This is a genomic window from Sphingobacterium nematocida (assembly GCF_900168125.1).
GTDB classification, from domain to species: domain Bacteria; phylum Bacteroidota; class Bacteroidia; order Sphingobacteriales; family Sphingobacteriaceae; genus Sphingobacterium; species Sphingobacterium nematocida.
This window is the reverse complement of record NZ_FUZF01000004.1, coordinates 58,663-81,123: the sequence shown is the minus strand read 5'-3', so window position 1 is coordinate 81,123 and position 22,461 is coordinate 58,663. Positions and strand designations below refer to the sequence as shown.

The window sequence follows — 22,461 nt, the reverse complement described above, 5'->3', positions numbered from 1 at the left end:
ACTTTTGATACAGCCTCTAAAGTTAAAACACACAAAAAGGCAACGAAATAACCTATAAAAATGGTATATTGAATTAAATTCGAGAACATTCATTCCATGGTAAAGAGCAGCACAAAATATATTGACATTTCAAACAATGACAAGAGCGTAGCTCCAAATGGGTTGTACAGCACTTACATAGAACCAGTAGCGCAAAATACGGTTGCCTCGATTTTAATACTGCATGGCATGCAAGAACATAGCGATCGCTATCTGGATTTTGCTGAATACCTCGGCAATCTCGGTTTTGCAGTACTCCTTTATGACCACATAGGACATGGCAACACAGCGATCAATGAGAGCGCACAGGGTTATTTTCAAAAGGAACAGCCACAAGACCGACTAATTTCAGATGCTATAGGGCTACATCGCTATCTGAAGGACACACATCCGAACCTACCTCATTTTATTATTGGGCACTCTATGGGGTCATTTATCACCCGTAATGTATTACAACGAGTTGGTTCCGAATTTGATGGAAGTGTGTGGATAGGTACAGGTGCCAAAACACCGGGAGCTGAAATCTTTAGAAGTTTACTCTCGCTCTTAAACAAATTCAGTCCAAAGAAACGAAGTAAATTGATCAATGGGATCTTTAGCAAGATAAACAACAGTAAGTTTCAAAAGGAAGCAGATTTTGACGAAACAAGTTGGCTGAGCCTCAGCAAATCCAATAGAACACGATTTAAGCAAGATAGTCGTTGCGGCATTCCATTTACCAACAATGCCTTTTATACCTTGTTAATCTTACTCTTAGAGGCAACAAAAAAAGGTTGGTATACAAATATCCCAGCCAATCTCCCCATACTTCTGGTCAGCGGAGAAAATGATCCTATCGGCGACTTTAGTAAAGGAATAAACCATACCGAACGACAACTAAAAGCGGCCGGTTTTAAAGATATCACTACGTTAATCTACGCCGAAAAGCGTCACGAAATACTACAGGAAGATAACAAAGAACAGGTTTTCTCCGATATTGGACAGTGGCTTTTAGCCCATACCCCATCAGTTAACGTCCAGTAATTTTTCAAATGCCCTGCGACGTGCTCCGCCTCTAAAACAGACTTCACCACAATACACGTATCCTAGTTTATCAAATACACGTAGCATCCCTACGTTATCATAGTTTGTATCCACCTTTATGCTTGGTCGCCCCCACGATAAGCTAACTTTCTCGGCTTCCCGCATCATCCAGGTCCCCAAGCCTTTTATAGGGTCACTTTGTGAAACTGCCAATCTATGTATTACTGTATAAGGACGTATCGTGAGCCACTCCCCTTCTAATTTTTCATAGGCAGGCTCTATGTCTCCAATAATAGCGATATAAGCCAGCAGTCCCGTTTCCGTTCGTTCAGCAACAAAACCATACCCCTTTTCGATATCAGCTAAGATAACGTCTCTATTGGGATACCCATCTTGCCATTGATCCGAACCTTCATCCTTGCGTTTACGGATAGCTTCATCAAGGATAGACCATATATCATCCACATCCGTCGCTACGGCCTTTCTAAAAGCAATATTTTCAATCATTCTTCAAAATAAGGAAATATTAATCAAATACCTATACCTCTTTCCAACCTCCTTCACCTACTTCACCGCCTTAACCTTATTAACCTTTAGCTGTAAAAGAATGACCGACCCCAAAAAAGATACCATCGCAATAATTCCCAGTCCCCATACAGAAGACCTTATCAGGTCGGCCGTTCCCTGCTCGATAACCATGGTTCTGAAAATCTGCAAATAATGTGTCAACGGTATAAGTTTTGCTATCCAAACAATCCAATCCGGCATTTGACTCAAAGGCCAGGTAAACCCACTGAGTATAAAAGAAGGCGTTGCAATGACCATCAAGATTTCGGTAGCCTTCAGCTGGCTCGGAATAGCTATACTCACCAGGATACCTAAAAAAGCTACTGCCAGTAAAAATAAAAAAGAAGCCCCAAAAAAAGCTAAGCCCTCTACATGCAAAGGCATTTTATAATAGACGGAGTATCCGTAATACAATCCATAGATAAAGAATGACATTAAAATATAAGGCATGATCTTTACAAGAATAAGTATAAAGACATTCGAACTTTTAGTGACCAATTCTCCAAAAGTATTATTTTCAAACTCCGAAGCGAAACTCAGTGCCAATCCCAGCATCATTACCTGTTGCAATACCGTAAGCAAAACCCCAGGCAGCATAAAATACAGGTAATTACCACTACGTATATTCTGCTTTACGATAGTCGTTTTAAAGGGTTCATACTGCTGGGTAGCCACATAGCTGGGCACCCCTTTCTTTTCCTGATATTTTATCTGTATACCGGCTTTCATTGTCGCTGCACAAACATTGACAGCCATCATCGCATAATTAGAAGTCAAGGTATTTGAAGCATTGACAAACAACGTCAATTCGGTACTCCGGTTGTAATTAACATCCGACGAGAAGTTACGTGGAATATGTACCACTACCGTAGCCTCCTTTTTCATCGCCGCTTCCTTAGCACCAAATGGATCATTCATTAGTTCAGCTACATAAATAACCTCATTTTCGTTGAACATATCGATCAGCTGTTTTGACAAAGGACTACGATCTTCATCAACGACTACGATAGGAAGGTGCGTTACTTTACCTTTCTTGTACACCCCGCCTACCAGTACACCGTACATGATCGGAGCGCCTAAAAAAAGAACAAGCAATACCTTATTCTGATAGAATAAGCCAAATTCTCTTTTGATTAAATGCCAAAAGTTCCTCATAATTATTTTTCGTCTTTAACGATAAAAGTCGCCTTGGTTAACAGTTCCTTATTGTCTGTGGTACTTGTTGGCTTCAACCGAACTTCAAAAAGAGTTTCCTGTTGCTCAAAATCAGGATATGCTGTACTGATACTGGCATAATTACTCAAAGATTTGATTGTTTCTACTTTTGCCGTTAGCGTTTTATTATCGAGATAAGGGATGGTAAGCGTCTTGACAGCATTCTTTTGAAACTCTTTGACACGGCTTTCCGGTACGGTCAATCTAAAGTAGGTCCCATCTACGATATACCCGGATACTAGACTGTAACCCGCCAAAGCCAATTCCCCAACCTTTAAATTTATGTTTTCGATCGACATGGCTTGTGGAGCGATGATATACCTTTCTTTTGCAGCCACGTTGACCTCAGAAACAGCTCCTATAGCCCTTTCCTTCTGTCCCAATGCCATCTTCTGCTGCTCAATACGTGCTCCATGTTTCACATCGGCCAATTCTGCCTGAGCCGCTAAATATTGATTTTTTGCACCTTGATACTTAGCATACACCTCATCATATTTTTGCTGGGCAACCAATGAGTCTCGCAGCAGATTCTGCATACGGTCCAATGATTTTTTTGCAAAATCATACTGTTCCTTCAACCCCGCAACTTTTGCATTCAGTTGGGTCAATTGTCCATCTGTAGCTCCTTTGACAGCCATATCATACTGCGCTTGGGCAGCCTCCAATGCGCCCTGTGCCTGAATAGATTTAGCATCTACTTCTGGAAGCTCCAAAATCACCAAAGTATCCCCCTGCTGTACCATCTGTCCCTCTTCAACTAATATTTTCTGGATTTTCCCAGGCACCTTAGTCGTCACCGCAATCTGATCCCTTTCGATTTTGCCTTCCAACACCTTTTGTTGCTTCGTATTGTTACTGGAACATCCTTGTACGAATAAGGTAGCGAAGATTATGTAAAGCGTATTTTTCATCGTTAATAATTTTTTTGTTTTAGCTTTAAGACATTTCCGTTCAACAAGATCCCGTAAATTATCTTACAATTGTTTCATAAAGGTTTCCATTCGCCTTTAAAAGTTCGGCCACAGCATTGCGTTGATTAAGCACTTGGCTATAATAATTCAACGATTGCTTATAGAATTCGTTCTCTGCTTCCAGTCGTTCGGTGACATCGCTCAATCCTTCTTCAAACTGTCTCGAAGCCAAATGCAAATTATTCTTTGCGATAGCGACTTGCTGTTGATTTACACCGATTTTTTTCAGACTAAGCTCATAATCCGAACGGGTTTTACGTTGCAGTAAACTCAGCTTTTCCCGCGTATCTTCTAGCTTATTCGCATTAATCTGAATATCTAGTTTTGCCTTCTCAATCGCGCTTTTATGCGACTTACCTTCAAACACGTTCCATTTCAGACCAACTCCTACGGCATAATTAGGTGCTAGCTGCAGGTGGTTAGTCTTCATTTTTACGTCGCCCACCTGCGGTAAGTCTTTTAATGTAAACCGCGAATCAAACGCGTTCAAATAAGACACATTTCCAAAGGCAAACACTAACGGCAGCTTCGCTCCTTGTTCCTTTTTTAAGGCGTATCCATAAGCTTTCTGCGATGCTTCCAGTGCCTGCAACTCCTTACGATTCATCACAGTAGCTTCATCTAAAACCACAGCAATTTCAGTCAATGGATAGACCACCGATTTCAACTGATCCTTGTCCAAGCCCGTCAACTCCTCCAATTTGAAATATAACAATTCCCGGTTACTACTCACTTCCGCCTTTTTACTTTCCAATTCAAGCATGGCCAGTTTTATCTTATCACGATCATAAGGAATAGCCAAGCCATTATCGATAGCCTTAACAACCTTCAGATGCTCTTTGTTCAACCTCCGTTCGGAGTCCTGAATAAGAAGATCTACTTCTCTCAATAACATCAATTGATCAAAGGAATACATTACCTCTTGGGCGATCTGGTCCTTTCCTGCTTCGCGCATCAACGATTGGGCTTTAAACTTCTGTTCCAAAGCCTTCTGTCCATTCGTGATCTGTAGACCACTAAAAATAACCTGCTTTGCTGTAACCCCAGCCATAGCAATCTGTGTAGAAAGATTAGAGCGCTGGGAGCCTTCAAACAAATTTATGCCGGTTATAGGGAGCTGATGAGTAGGTAGATCCAAATCGACAGTACTGTTGAGATAACCATACCCGCCATTAAGGGATACCGTCGGCAAAAATTTACCTTTCACCTCTTCCCTTTCCAACACGACCTTTTGATTTTCCAGGTATGCATTCTGCAAACCCTTATTATGTTTAATAGCCTGTTCTACGGGATGCTTAAAATCGGAAAGTTGCTCTTGAGCCCGTAGACCAGGAAGACAATATCCGAGAGAAAACAAGAGAAAAATACAACAAGACATGTATTTCATATGTATATAGTTTGATTTTTATCTATCATATGGAATACTCCTAAGTGTTTGTGCTTCGCTAAATAGGAGTATTTCATATGTATATATAATTTCACGTTATTTATTAAACTAAGACAAAAATAAAGCTTATTTGTTGCTGAAATTTTAAGATATCTTAAAAACGTACTATTTCAGACCACGTATTACCGAAAGTGTTTGCTGTGAAACCCCCAGATAAGAAGCGATATGTCCTAATGTAGCCTGCTGAAACAACGCTGGATTTTCAAGCATTAAGGACTGGTATCGCTCACTGGCCGTCTCAAACTGCATATTATAAAAGCGTCTTGAAAAACTGATCAACGAATCCAATAGAATCTTCTGAATAATATGATTCATCGTAATATTCGTCTCCGCCAATTCCTTTATCGCCAAAAACGGAATGGCCATAACAACGGTATCACTTAGTGCCTGAAAACCAAATACCGAGGGCTTTTGATAAAAAAGACTTTCGATCCCCGTACCAAAGGTATCCGGTCCAAAAAAATAATGGGTTACGTCGCGGTCCCCTTTATTATAGTAGATCCTTGTAAATCCACTTTCTATAAAATAGACATGTCTTAAATAGCTATCCGGCGAAAAGATTATCTCTCCTTTACTGTAACTTTTAGTTTCAGCCATTTTAGCAAAGAAAAACTCTACTTCGTCATTTATAGGGTATAGACTTTTCAAATAGTCAATAATTCTCATGGTAATTTCTTGTCGACATCGTGCAATTCAACTTGAATATATCTATTTGTAACACAAAAAACAATGTTATTTCAAACTTCTTATAAATAAACAGGCGAAGATCGCAGCTATTCTGCTGATTTACTTTTTGTTTTTTATAAGCAGATAATAAAAAAAAGAAAAATATTCCTATCTTTGCACTTCCGTGAGTTACGGAAAAATTTAAATTAACATAACTATTTAAAAAATGCAACAGTACGAATCTGTAATCATTCTTACCCCGTTGCTTTCAGAAGATGCTGCGAAAGAAACAATCGCAAAATTCAAAAGTATCTTAACAGAAGGCGGAGCCGAAATTATCGCAGAAGATAATTGGGGTTTGAAAAAATTAGCGTATCCGATCCAGAAAAAAACAACTGGATTTTATCACTTAACTGAATTCAAGGCTCCAGGTGAATTAATTAAAAAACTAGAGGTTGAATACAAGCGTGATGAGCGTGTGATGCGCTTCTTAACTATCGCTCTTGAGAAGCATGCTATTGCTTACAGCGAGAAAAAACGCAGCGGTGCATTCAACAAGAAAGCTGAAACTAAAACTGAGGAGGTAGCAAACTAATGTCAAAAGAAAACATCCAATACGTGACAGCTCCTAAAGTAGAGGACAACCGTAAAAAATACTGTCGTTTCAAGAAAAACGGTATTAAGTACATCGATTATAAAGACGCTAACTTCCTTATGAAGTTTGTTAACGATCAAGGTAAAATTTTACCTCGTCGTCTTACGGGTACATCATTGAAGTTCCAGCGTAAAGTAGCTCAAGCCGTGAAACGTGCTCGTATCATCGGTCTAATGCCTTACGTAGCAGATTCATTAAAATAAGGAGGATACGATAAATGGAAATTATATTAAAACAAGATGTTAAACACCTTGGTGAGAAAGACGATATCGTAGTAGTAAAACCAGGTTTTGGCCGTAACTACTTAATTCCTCAAGGATTTGCTACTTTGGCTACGCCATCAGCAAAAAAAGTATTGGCTGAGAATATCAAACAAGCTCAGTTCAAACAAGACAAAATCAAGAAAGACGCTACAGAATTAGCTGCTAAATTAGAAAATGTAAAACTTTCTATTGGTGCTAAAGCTGGTGAAACTGGCAAAATCTTCGGTAAAGTAAACAGCATTCAGATTGCTGATGCGTTGAAAGCCCAAGGTTACGATGTAGATCGTCGTCGTATTACTTTCGAAGTAGAGCCTAAAACAATTGGCGAATACGTAGCTAACTTAAACTTACACAAAGAAGTTAAAGTTCAAGTTCCTTTCGAAGTAGTAGCTGAGTAATTCTAAAACTCACTAAAAATACAAAGGAGATAACAAATGTTATCTCCTTTTTTATTTTTCTAGACCCCCTCAAAAGCTTTAAATCCGCAGAGTGCCACAGCAACTGGCGGATCCTAAAAGTTTTTAGTACTTTTGCCCACAAAGCAGAACTAAATCAGTATTTTAATATGAGACCAAAAACAATCATCATTGCAATTCTACTGGCAATTGTTGTCATCATCTTATTTAACAATAAAGAAGAAAGTTCATTCTGGTTCTTTGGAGAGATTAGGACATCAAAGTTAATCATACTCGCTACTTTTTATGTGATAGGGATGATCACAGGCGGTATTCTATTCAGACGCCGCAAAAAACATCCAAAAGAATACGCTGTTACTAATCCTAATAGTCCTGTAATAACAGATCAGACCACAGATACAGACCCTACATCACCTTACGCTCCCAATTCTCTTTCCGACGAAGACCGGGAGTTTATCAGAAGAGACTAAAAATAGATGCAAGAAATAGCTATATTATTCGATATGGATGGGGTTATCGCCCATACGAATCCGTATCATTCTAAAGCCTTCGAGGCTTTTTTTGACAAGCACCACATTTCCTACAATCTCGCACAATTCGAACAACATATGTATGGAAAACATAACTCCTACATTATGTCCCATTTTTTCGAGCGAAAGATAGAGGGCGACGAATTATTAGAGCTCGAAAAGGAAAAAGAAGGGCTATTCCGGAGTATCTATGCACAGCATATAGAAGGTATACCTGGATATGTTGATTTTTTAAAATCAATAAAACAGGAAAAAATTAAAACAGCGGTTGCCACATCTGCTCCACGAGCCAATATGGACCTTATTGTTGACGGGCTGAACATAAGACATATGATGGACTCCTTTATGTCCAGCGAAGACGTTAAAAAGCACAAACCAGATCCAGAAATATACCTCAGCTCTGCGGCCAAGCTCAACGTTCCGAAAGAGCACTGTATTGTATTTGAAGATTCATTTTCGGGCGTCAGCGCAGCTATAAATGCAAATATGAAAGTCGTAGGTGTGTTAAGCTCCCACAGCAAAAGCGAACTCCCTCCTTGCGATTTTTATATCTCAGATTATACAGAAATCAAGCTCCCTAGTCTTCTAAATCTTATAGATTAATTAAAAAACTACTTATCTTTGCTACTAATGAATGTTGAAAATCTACTAGAGCGTGCACTTCAATTTGAGTTTCTTTCAAAAGAAGAAGGTATTTTTCTATACCAGAATGCAACCACTACAGAACTGGCTCATGTTGCGAATCAATTGAGAAAACAACAAGTCCCACATGGTAAAGTTACCTGGCAAATAGATAGAAATGTAAATACGACAAATGTCTGTATCGCCAACTGCAAATTTTGCAACTTTTTTAGAAGACCAGGTCACGAAGACAGCTACATTACGGATATAGAGACCTATAAGCTTAAGATAGAAGAAACTTTTAAATACGGCGGAGACCAACTGTTGCTACAGGGAGGACATCATCCCGATTTAGGAATTGCTTTCTACCAAGACCTTTTCAAACAGCTTAAAGAACTATACCCTACACTCAAGTTGCATGCGCTAGGTCCACCCGAAATAGCGCACGTTGCAAAATTAGAAGGAATGTCCCACCTTGAGGTATTGACCGCACTCAAAGAAGCCGGATTAGATTCGCTTCCAGGTGCTGGGGCCGAAATATTAAATGATAGGGTTCGTCGATTAATCTCCAAAGGAAAATGTGGTGGCCAAGAATGGCTAGATGTCATGCGGGCCGCTCATAAAATCAATCTTCCGACATCAGCCACCATGATGTTCGGTCATATAGAAACCTTAGAAGAACGCTTTGAGCATCTCGAATGGATCCGGCAGGTCCAAAGTGAAAAGCCGGCGGATAGCCATGGCTTCATCGCTTTCATACCTTGGCCCTTCCAAGACGATGGCACCTTATTAAAAAGGCTGCGTGGCATTGCCAATAATGTCACTGGAGACGAGTACATACGTATGATTGCCCTCAGTCGAATTATGCTACCCAATATCAAAAACATCCAAGCGTCCTGGTTGACCGTAGGAAAACCGGTGGCACAGCTATGTCTACACAGTGGGGCCAATGATTTTGGATCTATCATGATAGAAGAAAATGTAGTTTCAGCAGCTGGAGCACCCCATCGTTTTACATCAAAATCGATTCAAGATGCCATCAAAGAAGCTGGATTCGAGCCGCAGCTACGCACACAGACGTATCAGTTTAGAGAAATACCACAATCAATGATTGAACAAGTTATAAATTATTAGTCTTCTCCAATGAAAGATATAATGCTCAATATTGAAGCACTGATTTTCGCTTCCGAAGAAGGGATCTCTGCAAATGAAATCAAACATGTACTTCAGGATGCACTGTTGATTGATATCAACAAAGACGAAGTAAGTTCATTTCTGGATAAAATCAAGACCAAGTACGAAGATGAAGATTCAATATTCACGCTCACTCCAGTCAATAACAAATATCAGTTTCTGACCAAAGTGGTATACCACGATGCTATCAATCAGTTACAGGCACATAGAGATCGTAAAAAGTTAAGCCAGGCCGGATTAGAGACCCTAGCGATCATTGCATATAGACAACCGATCACCAAGCTCGAAGTGGAGCAGATCCGAGGCGTAAATTGTGACTATTCCATACAACGTTTATTGGAAAAGGATCTGATAAAAATTGCAGGAAAGGCCGAAAGTATAGGCAAGCCGTTACTCTATGCCACGAGCGATCAATTTATGAATCATTTTGGCATTAACTCGGTAAAAGACTTGCCACAACTTAAAGATATCATAAATGAAGAAAACAGTATCGGAGAGATCATAGATTAAGGCAAATCCACTTTATTCAAAATGAGTACCCTGATAATCAAACCTATATTTTTTAAAAAAAATTTTATGTTTTGATTTTCTTATCTAATTTTACGATAGAATTAATAACAGAAAGAATTAGCTTACTATGATGAACGAGAGTGTCGAAAAGTTTGAAATTGATGAGGAATTAGTCAATTTTAACGGTCCTGAGGACGATTCTGATTTTGATGATGAAGATGATTTCGGATTAGAAATGGACGCCAGTATGGGCGGGTTTGACGACTTTGACGATGAGGATGAAGATGATTTCTAGCGCTAAGTTGTAAGAAGATCCTCCTATAATAGAAAAGGCGATTTTAAAAATCGCCTTTTCTATTTCTTATGAAGTTGCTCATAAAGATCAATCACCTTCTTCTGCAAATCAATTACCTCGATCTCTCGAAGCTGTAGTTTTCTATTCATTTCATTCAACTCGTCCATTCGATCTTTATCGTCATCTACATCCGAAGTAGACAGCAACTGGACTAAAGACAGACCAAATAATTTGGAAATCTGATTCAGACGTGATAAATTCACATCTGTAATTCCAGTTTCAATTTTTGAAAAAGCAGGAATAGATATATCTAACCTCTTTGCAACATCCTCTTGGCTCCAGCCTTTTTGATGTCTTAGTAACCTAATTTTCTTTCCTAAAGCATTCATTCGGTAAATGTTATGTTTTACCTCAAAAGTAAAAATTAATTGTTAAAATAAAAAGAAAAACAAAAACAGTTTAACTAACTTTCGTTAAAAATTTATCGGCAAACTTGAGCATATTGATACCACTATAGTTGCTAGAACTCATAAATAGCATATTATACCCCTTACTATCAAACACTTCCAGAAAACCATACAAATCCATAGGATCCGTTATGACCAAAAGGTTAGGATGATTAAATACCTTAACAATTCTGTCTACGATATTATCTAAAACTACATTTTTTTCTTTTATATTGCTCTTATTGATAAAAACTATGGAAGTATCCGACTCCATCATACTACTATCATACTGCTCCAACTTGTCGCCTTCAATCACATCATAAGGATTTAACTCAATGATAGTCAGTAACTTAAAATCAGAAAACTGTTCTTTAATGGCATGTATACTGGATTTTAACTTAGTTGGTGTGTGGGCAAAATCCTGGTAAACAACAGATCCTTCAGCACTTGCCACAAATTCCAGGTAGCGGATTGAACTTTTGAAATTCCGGATAGCCTCGTAAAACTCATCTCTCTTAATTCCTAACCATTCACAAACCGTATAGGCACCCGCAATATTTGATAGGTTTTGTTTTCCGATCACCTGCAAAGGAATATCATTTTCACCGACCTCCAAATAGGTAACACCCTTATTTATAGTATAGTTAGGCAATCTATATCCATGTCTATTAATCTTACAGTCCTTAGTCTCCCCCACGATTTTAACAACATTGCTATCCTCCTTGTTATAAATCAATGTTCCTTTCGGGACTATCGTATCGATAAAAGTTTCGAACTGACCAAGATACTCCTCTTCGGTCATGAGCATTTTGAAGTTATCCCACTGTATATTACTGATTAACGCAATATTCGGATGATAGTAGTGAAACTTAGAATGTAGGTCGATAGAGGATGCATAAAACTCATCCCCTTCTATAAGCATTATAGGCGCTGTAGAGGTAAGTTTAATCAGCGCATCAAAGCCCTCCAGCTTTGCGCCAACTAAATAATCAAAATCCCGATTTAGATACTTAAGCACATGCATGATCATACTGATAATTGTCGTCTTACCGTATGTCCCGGCTATCACCACCCTAATCTTATCAATACTATGCTCGTAAACAAATTCTGGAAAAGAATAGATCTTGACCTTAAGCTCTTGGGCTTTCATTAACTCCACATTATCAGCCAAGGCATGTTTCCCCAAGATAACAGCATCAATATCCGCGGTGATCTTGTCCGCATTCCACCCTATTTGTTCAGGCAGCAAAGATGCTTCCTTAAGACGGGATTTTGAAGGTTCTACAATTTGATCGTCAGAACCAGTCACCTGATGCCCCAACTTGGCTAAGCTAATCGCCAAATTGTGCATCACACTGCCCCCAATCGCTATAAAATGTATTCGCATGATTATCCTTTAACAAACTTTGCTGCACACCACTGGTCCATAACTTTCTTTTCTTTAAAAAAGAGCCCTAGACCTTCACATTTATGCTTTATAATATCCAAATCATCAACTTCATAAAAACCACTCAAATACAATTCGCCACCTTTCTCCAGTACAGCCTCATAAGTATCTAATTGATCTAACAAAATATTCCTGTTTATGTTTGCCAGAATAGTATCATATATACCGCCCTCAATAACCTCTTTAGACCCCAGTCTGCTTTCTAAATTCGTTATTCCATTAAGCACTTTATTCTCTTCCACACTATCCACACAGATCGAATCATAGTCCACTGCCAATAGCGATGATGCTCCCTTCTTAGCAGCCAATATAGCCAGAATCCCTGTGCCACATCCCATATCCAGAACACGTTTCCCCTTAAAGTCATTCGCCAATATAAAAGACAACATCATCGAAGTAGTCTGATGATGTCCTGTGCCAAAAGACATTTTAGGATCAATTACGATTTCGTACAGGTACTCCGGTTTAGCCTCATGAAAAGTAGCCCTCACATAACAGACATCATCCACCAAGATCGGATTAAAATTACTTTCCCAAAGGGTGTTCCAGTTTTCCTCTTCGATTTCTTTTATAGAATAATCCAACTGATAATCCACAACCTGATCCAACAACAACGTTTCCAAACGCTGTACATCCAAATTTGAACTCGGGATATACGCATTAAATCCCTCGTCGCTATCTTCAAAGGTATCAAACCCAATATCTCCAAGCTCGGCAATAAGCAAATCCTTTTGCCAGTCCTGGATGTCAGCACTTATAAAATTAACAGCTGTATACCTCATTATTTTAATTAAATACTTTCACAATTTCCAAGAAATCTCTAGATTTCAAGGACGCCCCTCCGATCAGTCCTCCATCGATATCTTTCTGCGCAAACAAAGTAGCAGCATTCGAAGGATTAGCACTTCCACCGTACAAAATAGTCGTATTATCCGCTACTGTAGCATCATAACGGTTTGCAATTACCTCCCGGATATACGCATGAACCTCCTGAGCTTGCTCCGGAGAAGCAGTCAATCCCGTTCCGATTGCCCATACCGGCTCATATGCCAATACGATCTTAGCAAATTCATCAGCCGACAGGTGAAATACCCCTTGGTCCAATTGGGTTTTTATAACCTCAAAAAAGCGGTTTGATTCACGCTCTTCCTTCGTCTCTCCGATACAGAAAATAGGTTTTAAATCGTGTTTTAGCGTCACATTAACTTTTTCTGCCAATAGCGAATCAGTTTCTCCAAAATAAGCTCTACGCTCCGAGTGACCTAAAATTACATAACTTGCACCGACAGATTTGACCTGAGATGCCGAAACCTCTCCTGTATATGCACCCGATTCTGCCTGATGAACATTCTGCGCACCTATACTAACGTTCTTGACCGCAGCACCCAATTTAGCGATAGAAGACAGGTGAATAAAAGGACTACATACCACGACCTCTTGATCCCCAATAACTTCATCCTTCACCATATTGACGATTTCAGAAAAAAGGCTTAACCCATCTTCATAACCTAGATTCATTTTCCAGTTTCCTGCTACGATTTTTTTACGCATAATATTATTTATTTAGTGTTGATTATTTATCTATCTATTTTGTGCTTCTTCATAAACAGAAGACAACATCTTCTCGTCTTCATCATCAAAAAACTCTCCTTTGACCAAAGCCTTGCGTTGTAGCATCGCTATAAAGTCTGCAAAGATATAACGATCTTGGATCAAATCCGTAAGCCAGCTAAAGTCCGGCACAAATTTCGGAATAAAATTCGAGATTGCAATCTGAGCACCCACCCCAATCACCGTTCCTGTATTAATTTTACAACCGATTCCCAGCATAACATGGTCGCCGATCACTACGCCACATTTCTGAAGTCCCGTGTCCCTCATCCCTCCTACCGAATAATCATACAGACGAACCGTTTTCCAATCGTTTCTTAAATTGGAATTATTCGTCCCGGCTCCGATATTACACCCTTCACCCACTACCGCACAGCCCAGGTATCCCAGGTGTCCTTTGGCAGAGTTACCCCAAATCACCGTATTATTCAATTCGCCACAAATTGTGCTATTAGCCCCTACAGTTACATTCATATACACGACCGTCCCACTTTTTACACGACAGCCAGCGCCAATCGCTGCAGGACCATGAATCACCGCACCAGCCTCTATAACAGCCCCTTCACCGATATAAATTGGCCCTTGGGTCGAATCCAAAACAGCCTGTTTTAACAGCACGTTATCACCTATGTAAATTGATGTCCCAAAAAAACAACAATCCGGATACGCATTGGCGTTAGCAGCCTGTACACCCAGACAGCCCAGATCAAAACTAATCTGCTCCGCATTATTTAAATAAATATCTTCTGGATAATGTAACCGATTGATACTGCACGTGGACAACACGGCTGTGGCGCTTCCCAAAGCTTGTTCATTAAAACCATCTAAACTCGTCAACCGTAATGCAATCCAATCGCCGTCTTTCGAAAGGAGCTTTTGATTTACTTGTAGCCCCTTTATTTCATCAATCAATTCGGCAATGGGCAATACCCGGCTATCAATGATTAAATAGTCTTCATGGCCAATAGGTGCTGCGGGGAATTTCTCACGCAAGTAATTCCGCGTTAAATAAGCCACATCAGCATCAAAAATATGACGCCATTTTTGATCTATAGTCCATATTCCAACTCGAAGATTGCCCGTAGGACGAGTCGAGGTCAAAGGTTGTAATCGTTCTCTAGAGGAACAATCGTCAAATAAAACAATAGAAAAAGACATACTTCTAAAATACAAAAAAATCCCGATAAGTATATTATCGGGACCTCATACCATATATAATATGGTGATTACTTTTTGTTATAACGGCTACGGAATTTATCGATACGTCCAGCTGTATCAACCAATTTCATTTTACCCGTATAGAAAGGGTGTGATGTATGAGAAATCTCTAATTTAACCAATGGATACTCATTACCATCTTCCCAAGTGATAGTTTCTTTTGTATCTACACATGATTTAGTTACAAAAGCATATTCATTTGACATGTCTTTAAAAACAACTAATCTGTAGTTTGATGGATGCAAATCTTTTTTCATTTTATCTTATGATTACTACTATATATTCAACAATTGAGGTGCAAAGATAATCTATTTAACAATAATTTGCAAAATAATATTTATCCACACCGGGATAATTATCCACCTATTCAAACAAGGAGAACGCATATCGAGGCACAAAAGTAACAATATTTTAAAATATAAGGCGATTAATCGATCATTTTTATCTGCGATTTTGTTACTTTTGCTGATTATTTAAACGAACCTTCGCACTAAGAAGATTTCATATCCAATATGTAGGGTTGTTTCTAGCCATATAGGCACATACATTTTTCAAAAAAATAACACATGAGTATTGCATTATCCGAACAGGAATTACAACGTAGACAAAATCTACAAGGCATCATCGACTTAGGCATTAACCCCTTCCCTGCCGACGAATTCAAGGTGAATGTTACTGCTGCTGATATACTAGAAAATTACGAACGCGACAAGATTAACTACAAGCATATTTTAATCGCTGGCCGTATCATGAGCCGTCGTATCATGGGGAATGCCTCTTTTATCGAAATCCAAGACTCTACAGACCGTATCCAAGTCTATGTAAAAAGAGATGACCTTTGCCCCGGAGAAGACAAATCCTTATATAACACACTATTCAAAAAACTCTTAGATATCGGAGATATCATCGGTATCGAAGGCTTTGTATTCACTACACAAAGTGGTGAAATATCTGTACACGCAGAAAAACTCACTGTACTTACCAAATCCCTACGTCCACTCCCTGTAGTAAAAGAAGCCGAAGGCAAAACTTTTGATGCTTTTACAGATCCAGAGCAACGCTATAGAATGCGTTATGTAGATCTTATCGTAAATGCGCATAACAAAGAAACGTTTATCAAAAGAACGAAACTATATATCGCTATGCGTCAATTCTTCAACGACGCAGGTTATATGGAAGTAGAGACTCCAGTCTTACAAGCTATCCCTGGTGGCGCCGCTGCAAGACCATTTACAACACATCATAATGCGCTAGATATTCCTTTATATTTAAGAATTGCCAATGAACTATACCTAAAGCGTTTAATTGTTGGTGGTTTTGATGGTGTTTATGAGTTTTCTAAAAACTTCAGAAACGAAGGAATGGACCGCACGCACAATCCAGAATTCACGGTAATGGAAATCTACGTAGCTTACAAAGACTACAACTGGATGATGGATTTTACCGAAAGACTTTTAGAACACTGTGCTCAACAGGTCAACGGTACTACTAAAGCCGTATTTGGCGAACATCAGATTGACTTCAAAGCACCTTATCCGCGCGTCACGATGACCGATGCCATTAAGCAGTTCACTGGATTTGACATTACCGGGAAAACCGAAGATGAGATCCGTGCCGCTGCCAAAGGAATGGGTATCGACGTAAACGAAACTATGGGAAAAGGCAAATTGATCGATGAAATCTTTGGCGAAAAATGTGAAGGCAACTTCATTCAGCCGACATTCATTACCGACTATCCGGTAGAAATGTCACCGCTTACAAAAAAGCACAGAAGCAATCCTGAACTCACAGAACGCTTCGAGTTAATGATATGTGGCAAAGAAGTCGCTAATGCATACTCCGAGCTAAATGATCCTATTGATCAACGCGAACGCTTTGAGGAGCAATTGCGTCTTTCAGAAAAAGGGGATGATGAAGCCATGTTTATCGACCAAGATTTCCTTAGAGCACTAGAGTACGGTATGCCTCCAACCTCAGGGTTAGGTATCGGTATGGACAGACTTATTATGTTCCTTACAAACAATCCTTCGATCCAAGAAGTACTATTTTTCCCTCAGATGAGACCTGAGAAAAAAGAAGTGGCTATCGAACTAACAGGCGATGAAAAAGCCGTTTTAGATCTGTTGACAGAAGAACAGGCTTCACTATCGGAAATCAAAGAAAAAACAGGTTTAAGCGGAAAAAAATGGGACAATGCGACCAAGAGTTTACGCCAAAAAGACCTTATTGACATCATTTTAGATGGTGACAATAAATATATCTCAAAAAAATAATACCACTAAAAACAAATAGAAAAAAGCAGAAATTAAAAGATTTCTGCTTTTTTTTTGTTCATCACTGTAGCTTTTCCAAAAAACCTTCCGTTATAATCCCAAAACAAAAGCATTAAGAAAGATGAAAACAAAAACTATTAAATTATTCTTTATTGCCCTCCTAAGTGTATCAGTATTAAGCGGATGTCTTAAAGATAATGACGATATCAATAACATCCCACGGGCAACGTTAACAATGGTCAATGCTTACACAGCTTCTCCATATATCCTACATATGGCGGACAACAACTACCTACAATCGCCACACAATCCATTGCAGTATAATACCTTCGGTACGCCGCCTAGCTACCTATACACCGGAAACCGAAAAATCAAAACAATATCTGCAGATAGCAAGACGCTGATTGACACTGTATATACCTTCAAAGACAGTTCTTATTATACTTCATTTGTATACGGAACTTTGGAAAAACCAAAGCAGATTATTGCAGAGGACAAAGAAGTTGAAAATCTAGGTACCAAATCAGCCCTTCGTTTCTTTCATCTGGCAAACAATACCGCCAAGGTTAATGTATATTTAAACAGCAAGGAAACTCCGATATACAGCAACCGAGCGATAGAAGATGTGTTAACAGGTGAAAACCTAACTCACGCTACCTTCGTAGCACAAAACAGCGGTAAAACCAATATTATCGTAACAGACGAAAGCAACAATACGTTGATCGAACGCTCCGTAGACCTCGCTGCAGGTAGATACTACAGTATTATACTTACAGGAGACAAAAACTCAACAGAAAAACCACTGTACATTGGTGTAGTGGCGCAATATTAAAATTACATCTTCATTCTATATAGAGGGTATGTCTCACAGAGGCATACCCTCTTTTTTTTATTTACTTCTCCAGACCTAGCATACTATTAGCAATAGCTTACACACTTAATAGAGATCGTCTCAATCAATTCCCAGAAGATGGGACCCATTAAAAAGTAAAGTATTTCAGATAGGTACAAAGAAAACAAAAAAAAGGATCCTCGAATGAGAATCCTTTAACCTGTGCACTCCAAGGGAGTCGAACCCCTAACCTTCTGATCCGTAGTCAGACGCTCTATCCAATTGAGCTAGGAATGCTTTTCGAAGCTTTGCAAAACCGTAGTTTTACTCCGTTTCAGTGATGCAAATATCAGTACTTTTTTCAATATTTCAAATATTTTTCTTCCTTTTTAGTCAAAAAAGAGCATTATTCTTTATATATTGCTGATAGTAATTGAATTACATTTTATTTTTTATGACAGAGCGTATTATTCGTAGCAGCAAAATAAGAGTAGAGGATATCAGTCTATCTTATCACATCAAAAAGGCCACAGAGACAGAAGAACGTACTATTATTTTCTTACATGGTTTCCCTTTCAACAAGAACTCTTGGCGCCCTCAATTGGAATCTTTAGAGGACAATATCACAGGCATCGCTGTGGATGTGCGCGGTCACGGACTGTCTACAAGTGGACATGGATTTTTCAGTATTGATGTATTCGCAAAGGATATCATAGCGCTACTTGCCAAATTGGAGCTTGAAAAAGTAACTCTCTGCGGCGTTTCTATGGGCGGATACATCGCGCTACGTATCTATCAATTAATTCCAGACAAAATAGAAGGACTCATCCTATCGGATACCCATCACAAAGCAGACGACAATACGGCCAAACAAAAACGTTTTGATAGTATACAGGCCATCTTGAGACACGGAAGAAGACCATTTGCCTTAGGATTTATAGACAATCTCTTTGCAAAAAAAAATGCGGAGGAAAACGAAGATGCTATAGAATTGATCAAAAGTAGCATTCGACGAAATTCGATTCAATCGATATGTGCGACCTTACTGGCGCTGGCATCTCGAACGGACAATACGGATATGCTGGATAGTATTAAGATCCCGACGCTCCTCATCCGGGGAAGTGAAGATAAAATCACGCCAAAGATTCTAATGGAAGAAATGAGCCAGCGGATTCCTGATGCTGTATTCGTAGAAATAGAGGATGCGGGACACCTCCCGAACCTAGAGCAACCATTGGCTTTTAATAAACATATGAACAGTTTTCTCCTTCGGTAAGGAGAAAACTGTTCATAGAGGGATTAAACCAATTCCTCTATAGTCAGGGCGCCAACCGTTAAATTGCTCCGTGGGTCAATCAATATAGCCCGCGAATTTACAGCGAGTTCATTATTCAGGTCAAAAACGACCTCGTCCGCCGCCTTTACGACGATCCTTCCGATATCATTTAATCCTATACGATCGTCATAAACCATCTCCTGTGTATTGACATCGTACCTGTATTTAATCTCAGCAACCTTAATCTTAGTTACCTTGGTTTGATTCTGTAAAAGATACACCTGATTTACATCCAACGCCTTACTTTCAAACCAACTAATATTGGCCTCAAAACTACGCTCGGTATGTGGTTGCGAATAGGCACTAACAATAAAATCGCCTCTTGAGATATCGATATCATCTGTTAAATGGACAATGATAGACTGCCCATCCTCCGCATGCGCTAGATCCACGTCGTCAAACGTTATAGCCTTTACCCTACTCGTTACCCCACTAGGCAATACGACAACTTCCTCTCCTACTTTCAGCCCCTCGCCTATTACCCGACCGGCATAGCCCCTATAATCCGGAAGATCTACCGTCTGAGGGCGTACGACCCATTGAACAGGGACGCGCCAAGCGCCGGTTCCTTTGTCGGCAAACTGAACCGTCTCCAGATAATGCAGCAAAGTCGGACCTGTATACCAAGGCATATGCTTGGAAGAAAAAACAATATTATCTCCCTTAAGTGCCGAGACCGGTACAAAATCTACGTCCTGTAAATTTAAATTGTCCGCTAATCGTTGATAATCCGACTTGATCGTGTCAAAAACAGATTGACTATAATCCACCATATCCATTTTATTGATACAGACCAGCACCTTTTTCAAAGACAATAATTTAGCGATGAAAGAATGTCTTTTGGTCTGCTCGATCACCCCCTTGCGGGCATCTATCAAGATAATGATCAAATCAGAATTTGAGGCTCCGGTCACCATATTACGGGTATACTGAATATGTCCTGGTGCATCGGCAATAATAAATTTACGCACCTCGGTCTGAAAATATTTGTAGGCCACATCGATGGTAATACCCTGCTCCCGTTCGGCCTTCAATCCATCGGTGAGGATAGCAAGATCGACCGTACCGTCGTCATTCTTCCGATTCGCTTTTTGAATAGCCTCCAATTGATCGTCCAATATAGAATCGGTATCGTATAGCAAGCGACCGATCAGCGTACTCTTGCCATCATCTACTGACCCAGCCGTTATAAATTTTAATATGTTCATTTCTTATTGTCTAAAATCTAATATCTAAATACTATGTACTAAATACTAAACACTAAAAATACCCTTGTTTTTTCCGTTCTTCCATCGCTGCTTCAGACACTTTATCGTCCATTCTAGCCCCTCTTTCACTCACCGTCGAAGCCTTTATCTCGGAGATAATATCATCGAGTTCTACGGCGACAGAGTCTACTGCGGCAGTACAGGTCATATCTCCTACTGTTCTAAAACGCACAGACCGATGCTCTACCTTGTCTGCTTCATCAATTTGCAGACAGTCTGCACTAGCCATCCACTGTCCATTGCGCCACACGACATCGCGCTCGTGACTGAAATAGATTGAAGGCAACGCTATTTGCTCCCGCTTTATGTAGTTCCACACATCCAGCTCTGTCCAATTTGAGATGGGAAACACGCGTACATTTTCACCCTTATGTATCCTGCCATTAAATATATTCCATAACTCGGGACGCTGACGCTTGGGATCCCACTGCCCAAATTCATCCCGTACCGAAAAAATACGTTCTTTAGCACGTGCCTTTTCTTCATCTCTCCGTGCCCCTCCAATACAGGCATCAAAACCATATCGTTCGATCGTATCCAACAACGTCACGGTTTGCAATGCATTCCTACTTGCGTTTTTACCCTTTTGCTCCACAACCCGTCCCGCATCGATGCTATCCTGAACCGAACCGACAATCAGCTTTTCACCGATCTGATCAACCAGCCAATCTCTAAACAAAATAGTTTCCGGAAAATTATGCCCTGTATCAATATGCACCAAAGGAAAAGGAAACCTGCCGGGACGAAATGCCTTCTTAGCAAGATGCACCAATGTTATACTATCTTTTCCCCCGGAAAACAACAGGGCCGGTTTTTCAAATTGTGCCGCGACCTCACGGAGAATATAAATGGCTTCTGCCTCTAAATGATCTAAATAATCCATTTTTATCTAACTTATAACTTTTCACTTCGCAAGGCTCAGCTTCCACCATGCAACCCACACTCCTTTTTACTTTTATCTTCCCACCACCATCTGCCCGCACGAAAATCTTCTCCTTTTTTTACAGCCCTGGTACAGGGTTGACATCCTATGCTGGGGAATCCCCTATCATGCAATGGATTATAAGGCACATTAAACTGCTTTAAGAAAGCTTCCACGTCGTCCAATGACCAATAAAATAAGGGATGCACCTTAACGATTGAATTCGCCTCATCCCACTCCAGAAAATCCATCTCTTCCCGATTGGGCGATTGCTCGGCACGAATCCCTGTGATCCAGATATCAAAGCCTTTTATCGCCCGCTTTAAAGGTTCGATCTTGCGTATAAAACAGCATTCTTTCCTATTGGCTACGCTCTCATAAAAACTAGAAGGACCTTTGTCCGAAACCATGGCTTCCACAGCATCTGTCTGTGGATAAAAGGCTTTTATTGGCAAATTATAACGTTCTAAGGTTCTATTCCATACGTAATAGGTTTCAGGAAATAACCGTCCTGTTTCTAACGTAAAAATAGATACCTGCTGAGGTTCTTTCGAAAGCATTTCTGTGATAACCTGGTCTTCTATACCAAAGGACGTCGAAAAAACGGTACGTCCAGCATAATTTTGGACAATATAAGAAACAATTTGCTGTGCGTCTAAACCAGATAATGCCTTTTTCAATAAATCGATCATGCTA

26 protein-coding genes and 1 tRNA gene are annotated in these 22,461 nt (G+C 39.7%); 12 read left to right on the top strand and 15 right to left on the bottom strand.

The genetic code is table 11. From position 1 onward, the window contains the following. Positions 1 to 96: 96 nt before the first annotated feature. Positions 97 to 1,062: an alpha/beta fold hydrolase gene (locus B5X76_RS06805; protein WP_079642362.1), complete on the top strand. Its 966-nt coding sequence runs from the start codon at positions 97 to 99 to the stop codon at positions 1,060 to 1,062. On the opposite strand, the gene B5X76_RS06800 is transcribed toward B5X76_RS06805, so the two are convergent. From B5X76_RS06800 to B5X76_RS06780, 5 genes are all read right to left on the bottom strand, one after another. Then, the gene (locus B5X76_RS06800) at positions 1,045 to 1,569 is read right to left on the bottom strand and encodes a GNAT family N-acetyltransferase (protein WP_079642361.1); all 525 of its coding nucleotides are present in this window, start codon (positions 1,567 to 1,569) and stop codon (positions 1,045 to 1,047) included. The genes B5X76_RS06805 and B5X76_RS06800 overlap by 18 nt on opposite strands. A gap of 57 nt (positions 1,570 to 1,626) precedes the next feature. Beyond that, complete coding sequence (locus B5X76_RS06795; RefSeq protein ID WP_079642360.1) at positions 1,627 to 2,784, bottom strand: ABC transporter permease; 1,158 nt, start codon at positions 2,782 to 2,784, stop codon at positions 1,627 to 1,629. A 2-nt stretch (positions 2,785 to 2,786) separates the two neighbouring features. After that, complete coding sequence (locus B5X76_RS06790) at positions 2,787 to 3,755, bottom strand: HlyD family secretion protein (RefSeq protein WP_079642359.1); 969 nt, start codon at positions 3,753 to 3,755, stop codon at positions 2,787 to 2,789. Between the two features lie 58 nt (positions 3,756 to 3,813). Then, the gene (locus B5X76_RS06785) at positions 3,814 to 5,202 is read right to left on the bottom strand and encodes a TolC family protein (RefSeq protein ID WP_079642358.1); all 1,389 of its coding nucleotides are present in this window, start codon (positions 5,200 to 5,202) and stop codon (positions 3,814 to 3,816) included. 165 nt (positions 5,203 to 5,367) lie between these two features. Next, a complete protein-coding gene (locus B5X76_RS06780; protein ID WP_079642357.1) occupies positions 5,368 to 5,928 on the bottom strand; it encodes a Crp/Fnr family transcriptional regulator in 561 nt (186 codons plus the stop codon). Positions 5,929 to 6,154: 226 nt separating this feature from the next. On the opposite strand from B5X76_RS06780, the gene rpsF reads away from it, so the two are divergent. The 8 genes from rpsF (at position 6,155) to B5X76_RS21950 (ending at position 10,412) form a co-directional block, all read left to right on the top strand. After that, entirely contained in the window at positions 6,155 to 6,523 is a 369-nt protein-coding gene (gene rpsF / locus B5X76_RS06775; protein WP_079642356.1) for a 30S ribosomal protein S6, read from the top strand. Continuing rightward, positions 6,523 to 6,786, top strand: a complete 264-nt coding sequence (gene rpsR, locus B5X76_RS06770) for a 30S ribosomal protein S18 (RefSeq protein WP_021072256.1) — start codon at positions 6,523 to 6,525, stop codon at positions 6,784 to 6,786. Before rpsF ends, rpsR begins: the two co-directional genes overlap by 1 nt. A 14-nt stretch (positions 6,787 to 6,800) precedes the next feature. Continuing rightward, positions 6,801 to 7,244: a 50S ribosomal protein L9 gene (gene rplI, locus B5X76_RS06765; protein WP_079642355.1), complete on the top strand. Its 444-nt coding sequence runs from the start codon at positions 6,801 to 6,803 to the stop codon at positions 7,242 to 7,244. 167 nt (positions 7,245 to 7,411) lie between these two features. Next, entirely contained in the window at positions 7,412 to 7,732 is a 321-nt protein-coding gene (locus B5X76_RS06760) for a hypothetical protein (protein ID WP_079642354.1), read from the top strand. A 6-nt stretch (positions 7,733 to 7,738) separates the two neighbouring features. Further along, entirely contained in the window at positions 7,739 to 8,395 is a 657-nt protein-coding gene (locus tag B5X76_RS06755; RefSeq protein ID WP_079642353.1) for an HAD family hydrolase, read from the top strand. Between the two features lie 27 nt (positions 8,396 to 8,422). Continuing rightward, positions 8,423 to 9,547, top strand: a complete 1,125-nt coding sequence (gene mqnC / locus B5X76_RS06750; protein WP_079642352.1) for a cyclic dehypoxanthinyl futalosine synthase — start codon at positions 8,423 to 8,425, stop codon at positions 9,545 to 9,547. Between the two features lie 9 nt (positions 9,548 to 9,556). Continuing rightward, positions 9,557 to 10,117, top strand: coding sequence for an SMC-Scp complex subunit ScpB (gene scpB / locus B5X76_RS06745; protein WP_079642351.1), 561 nt, complete (start codon positions 9,557 to 9,559; stop codon positions 10,115 to 10,117). Between the two features lie 127 nt (positions 10,118 to 10,244). Continuing rightward, the gene (locus B5X76_RS21950; protein WP_176141006.1) at positions 10,245 to 10,412 is read left to right on the top strand and encodes a hypothetical protein; all 168 of its coding nucleotides are present in this window, start codon (positions 10,245 to 10,247) and stop codon (positions 10,410 to 10,412) included. A 59-nt stretch (positions 10,413 to 10,471) separates the two neighbouring features. Here the strand turns inward: B5X76_RS21950 and B5X76_RS06740 are convergent, their stop codons facing one another. The 6 genes from B5X76_RS06740 to B5X76_RS06715 form a co-directional block, all read right to left on the bottom strand. Next, the gene (locus B5X76_RS06740) at positions 10,472 to 10,801 is read right to left on the bottom strand and encodes a helix-turn-helix domain-containing protein (protein ID WP_079642350.1); all 330 of its coding nucleotides are present in this window, start codon (positions 10,799 to 10,801) and stop codon (positions 10,472 to 10,474) included. A gap of 70 nt (positions 10,802 to 10,871) precedes the next feature. Then, positions 10,872 to 12,245 carry a Mur ligase family protein gene (locus B5X76_RS06735; protein WP_079642349.1) on the bottom strand — a complete coding sequence of 458 codons (1,374 nt, stop codon included), beginning with the start codon at positions 12,243 to 12,245 and terminating at the stop codon, positions 10,872 to 10,874. A gap of 2 nt (positions 12,246 to 12,247) precedes the next feature. Beyond that, a complete protein-coding gene (gene prmA / locus B5X76_RS06730) occupies positions 12,248 to 13,087 on the bottom strand; it encodes a 50S ribosomal protein L11 methyltransferase (RefSeq protein WP_079642348.1) in 840 nt (279 codons plus the stop codon). 4 nt (positions 13,088 to 13,091) lie between these two features. Next, on the bottom strand, positions 13,092 to 13,856 hold the full coding sequence (tpiA, locus tag B5X76_RS06725; protein ID WP_079642347.1) for a triose-phosphate isomerase: 765 nt from the start codon (positions 13,854 to 13,856) through the stop codon (positions 13,092 to 13,094). A 30-nt stretch (positions 13,857 to 13,886) separates the two neighbouring features. Continuing rightward, positions 13,887 to 15,074 carry a putative sugar nucleotidyl transferase gene (locus tag B5X76_RS06720; protein ID WP_079642346.1) on the bottom strand — a complete coding sequence of 396 codons (1,188 nt, stop codon included), beginning with the start codon at positions 15,072 to 15,074 and terminating at the stop codon, positions 13,887 to 13,889. A gap of 68 nt (positions 15,075 to 15,142) precedes the next feature. Further along, positions 15,143 to 15,391 (bottom strand): type B 50S ribosomal protein L31, encoded by a 249-nt coding sequence (locus B5X76_RS06715; protein WP_079642345.1) that lies wholly within the window; start codon positions 15,389 to 15,391, stop codon positions 15,143 to 15,145. A gap of 309 nt (positions 15,392 to 15,700) precedes the next feature. Between B5X76_RS06715 and lysS the strand changes: the two genes are divergently transcribed. Both lysS and B5X76_RS06705 read left to right on the top strand, forming a co-directional pair. Beyond that, positions 15,701 to 17,407: a lysine--tRNA ligase gene (gene lysS / locus B5X76_RS06710; protein ID WP_217699628.1), complete on the top strand. Its 1,707-nt coding sequence runs from the start codon at positions 15,701 to 15,703 to the stop codon at positions 17,405 to 17,407. Between the two features lie 121 nt (positions 17,408 to 17,528). Further along, a complete protein-coding gene (locus B5X76_RS06705) occupies positions 17,529 to 18,239 on the top strand; it encodes a DUF4397 domain-containing protein (RefSeq protein WP_079642344.1) in 711 nt (236 codons plus the stop codon). A 223-nt stretch (positions 18,240 to 18,462) separates the two neighbouring features. Here the strand turns inward: B5X76_RS06705 and B5X76_RS06700 are convergent. Beyond that, positions 18,463 to 18,536, bottom strand: a tRNA-Arg gene (locus tag B5X76_RS06700). A 157-nt stretch (positions 18,537 to 18,693) separates the two neighbouring features. Between B5X76_RS06700 and B5X76_RS06695 the strand changes: the two genes are divergently transcribed. Further along, positions 18,694 to 19,515, top strand: coding sequence for an alpha/beta fold hydrolase (locus B5X76_RS06695; RefSeq protein ID WP_079642343.1), 822 nt, complete (start codon positions 18,694 to 18,696; stop codon positions 19,513 to 19,515). Between the two features lie 23 nt (positions 19,516 to 19,538). On the opposite strand, the gene B5X76_RS06690 is transcribed toward B5X76_RS06695, so the two are convergent. From B5X76_RS06690 to B5X76_RS06680, 3 genes are read right to left on the bottom strand one after another with little or no spacing between them, the layout of a single operon-like run. Further along, complete coding sequence (locus B5X76_RS06690) at positions 19,539 to 20,783, bottom strand: sulfate adenylyltransferase subunit 1 (protein WP_133585070.1); 1,245 nt, start codon at positions 20,781 to 20,783, stop codon at positions 19,539 to 19,541. A gap of 52 nt (positions 20,784 to 20,835) precedes the next feature. Then, a complete protein-coding gene (gene cysD, locus B5X76_RS06685; protein WP_079642342.1) occupies positions 20,836 to 21,726 on the bottom strand; it encodes a sulfate adenylyltransferase subunit CysD in 891 nt (296 codons plus the stop codon). Positions 21,727 to 21,761: 35 nt separating this feature from the next. Continuing rightward, positions 21,762 to 22,457, bottom strand: coding sequence for a phosphoadenylyl-sulfate reductase (locus B5X76_RS06680; RefSeq protein ID WP_079642341.1), 696 nt, complete (start codon positions 22,455 to 22,457; stop codon positions 21,762 to 21,764). Positions 22,458 to 22,461: the final 4 nt, after the last annotated feature.

Excerpts from the sequence above, each read along its gene's own strand:
- B5X76_RS06805 (WP_079642362.1), top strand. The coding sequence starts at position 97 with ATGGTAAAGAGCAGCACAAAATATATTGACATTTCAAACAATGACAAG.
- B5X76_RS06800 (WP_079642361.1), bottom strand. The coding sequence starts at position 1,569 with ATGATTGAAAATATTGCTTTTAGAAAGGCCGTAGCGACGGATGTGGAT.
- B5X76_RS06795 (WP_079642360.1), bottom strand. The coding sequence starts at position 2,784 with ATGAGGAACTTTTGGCATTTAATCAAAAGAGAATTTGGCTTATTCTAT.
- B5X76_RS06790 (WP_079642359.1), bottom strand. The coding sequence starts at position 3,755 with ATGAAAAATACGCTTTACATAATCTTCGCTACCTTATTCGTACAAGGA.
- B5X76_RS06785 (WP_079642358.1), bottom strand. The coding sequence starts at position 5,202 with ATGAAATACATGTCTTGTTGTATTTTTCTCTTGTTTTCTCTCGGATAT.
- B5X76_RS06780 (WP_079642357.1), bottom strand. The coding sequence starts at position 5,928 with ATGAGAATTATTGACTATTTGAAAAGTCTATACCCTATAAATGACGAA.
- rpsF (WP_079642356.1), top strand. The coding sequence starts at position 6,155 with ATGCAACAGTACGAATCTGTAATCATTCTTACCCCGTTGCTTTCAGAA.
- rpsR (WP_021072256.1), top strand. The coding sequence starts at position 6,523 with ATGTCAAAAGAAAACATCCAATACGTGACAGCTCCTAAAGTAGAGGAC.
- rplI (WP_079642355.1), top strand. The coding sequence starts at position 6,801 with ATGGAAATTATATTAAAACAAGATGTTAAACACCTTGGTGAGAAAGAC.
- B5X76_RS06760 (WP_079642354.1), top strand. The coding sequence starts at position 7,412 with ATGAGACCAAAAACAATCATCATTGCAATTCTACTGGCAATTGTTGTC.
- B5X76_RS06755 (WP_079642353.1), top strand. The coding sequence starts at position 7,739 with ATGCAAGAAATAGCTATATTATTCGATATGGATGGGGTTATCGCCCAT.
- mqnC (WP_079642352.1), top strand. The coding sequence starts at position 8,423 with ATGAATGTTGAAAATCTACTAGAGCGTGCACTTCAATTTGAGTTTCTT.
- scpB (WP_079642351.1), top strand. The coding sequence starts at position 9,557 with ATGAAAGATATAATGCTCAATATTGAAGCACTGATTTTCGCTTCCGAA.
- B5X76_RS21950 (WP_176141006.1), top strand. The coding sequence starts at position 10,245 with ATGATGAACGAGAGTGTCGAAAAGTTTGAAATTGATGAGGAATTAGTC.
- B5X76_RS06740 (WP_079642350.1), bottom strand. The coding sequence starts at position 10,801 with ATGAATGCTTTAGGAAAGAAAATTAGGTTACTAAGACATCAAAAAGGC.
- B5X76_RS06735 (WP_079642349.1), bottom strand. The coding sequence starts at position 12,245 with ATGCGAATACATTTTATAGCGATTGGGGGCAGTGTGATGCACAATTTG.
- prmA (WP_079642348.1), bottom strand. The coding sequence starts at position 13,087 with ATGAGGTATACAGCTGTTAATTTTATAAGTGCTGACATCCAGGACTGG.
- tpiA (WP_079642347.1), bottom strand. The coding sequence starts at position 13,856 with ATGCGTAAAAAAATCGTAGCAGGAAACTGGAAAATGAATCTAGGTTAT.
- B5X76_RS06720 (WP_079642346.1), bottom strand. The coding sequence starts at position 15,074 with ATGTCTTTTTCTATTGTTTTATTTGACGATTGTTCCTCTAGAGAACGA.
- B5X76_RS06715 (WP_079642345.1), bottom strand. The coding sequence starts at position 15,391 with ATGAAAAAAGATTTGCATCCATCAAACTACAGATTAGTTGTTTTTAAA.
- lysS (WP_217699628.1), top strand. The coding sequence starts at position 15,701 with ATGAGTATTGCATTATCCGAACAGGAATTACAACGTAGACAAAATCTA.
- B5X76_RS06705 (WP_079642344.1), top strand. The coding sequence starts at position 17,529 with ATGAAAACAAAAACTATTAAATTATTCTTTATTGCCCTCCTAAGTGTA.
- B5X76_RS06695 (WP_079642343.1), top strand. The coding sequence starts at position 18,694 with ATGACAGAGCGTATTATTCGTAGCAGCAAAATAAGAGTAGAGGATATC.
- B5X76_RS06690 (WP_133585070.1), bottom strand. The coding sequence starts at position 20,783 with ATGAACATATTAAAATTTATAACGGCTGGGTCAGTAGATGATGGCAAG.
- cysD (WP_079642342.1), bottom strand. The coding sequence starts at position 21,726 with ATGGATTATTTAGATCATTTAGAGGCAGAAGCCATTTATATTCTCCGT.
- B5X76_RS06680 (WP_079642341.1), bottom strand. The coding sequence starts at position 22,457 with ATGATCGATTTATTGAAAAAGGCATTATCTGGTTTAGACGCACAGCAA.